This is a genomic window from Vibrio sp. S234-5 (assembly GCF_000960595.1).
Classification (GTDB): Bacteria; Pseudomonadota; Gammaproteobacteria; order Enterobacterales; family Vibrionaceae; genus Vibrio.
In genome coordinates, this window is sequence record NZ_JZAM01000057.1 from 1 (window position 1) to 475 (window position 475).

Consider the following 475-nt stretch of genomic DNA (forward strand, 5'->3'; position numbering starts at 1 on the left):
TAGTGTATCAATCGCTTCTTGCTCACGTTGCTGCGCGCGGTATTGTGCGGTAAGTTCAGCCAAACATCTGGGTTTTCCGGCATTTTGGATAACAATGCTTGATAGATATCGTCCGCTTGTTTCCAGTTTTCATGCCAGCGATACACATCGGCTAACAGCAATTGGGTGTTGTTATCCGTTCCACTCTTTAAACTCGCTATAAGCTCGTCCACAGGCTTTTCTATCGCTGGTCTTTGCGCTTCTGTCAAAACAGAATAGTCACGCACTAAGTTCAGTGCTGCCGCAATACGCACGGAAGAGGATTCGTCTTTAAGTAGTGGTCCCACCATGCGCCAGCGGTTTTCGATCGCGTAAGGTTGCGCGCCGACTATCGCAGCTTCGCGAATTGCCGCGTCTTTATCTTGTAAACCTCGAGCAACAGCCACCAAAGCATTCTGGTTTGGGTAATTACCCAGTTCGCGCAGAGCTTGAACAC

Annotated in this window: 1 pseudogene; it reads right to left on the minus strand. The window is 49.1% G+C overall.

From position 1 onward, the window contains the following. Positions 1 to 475: pseudogene (locus tag UF06_RS01235) on the minus strand (hypothetical protein); the annotation flags it as partial.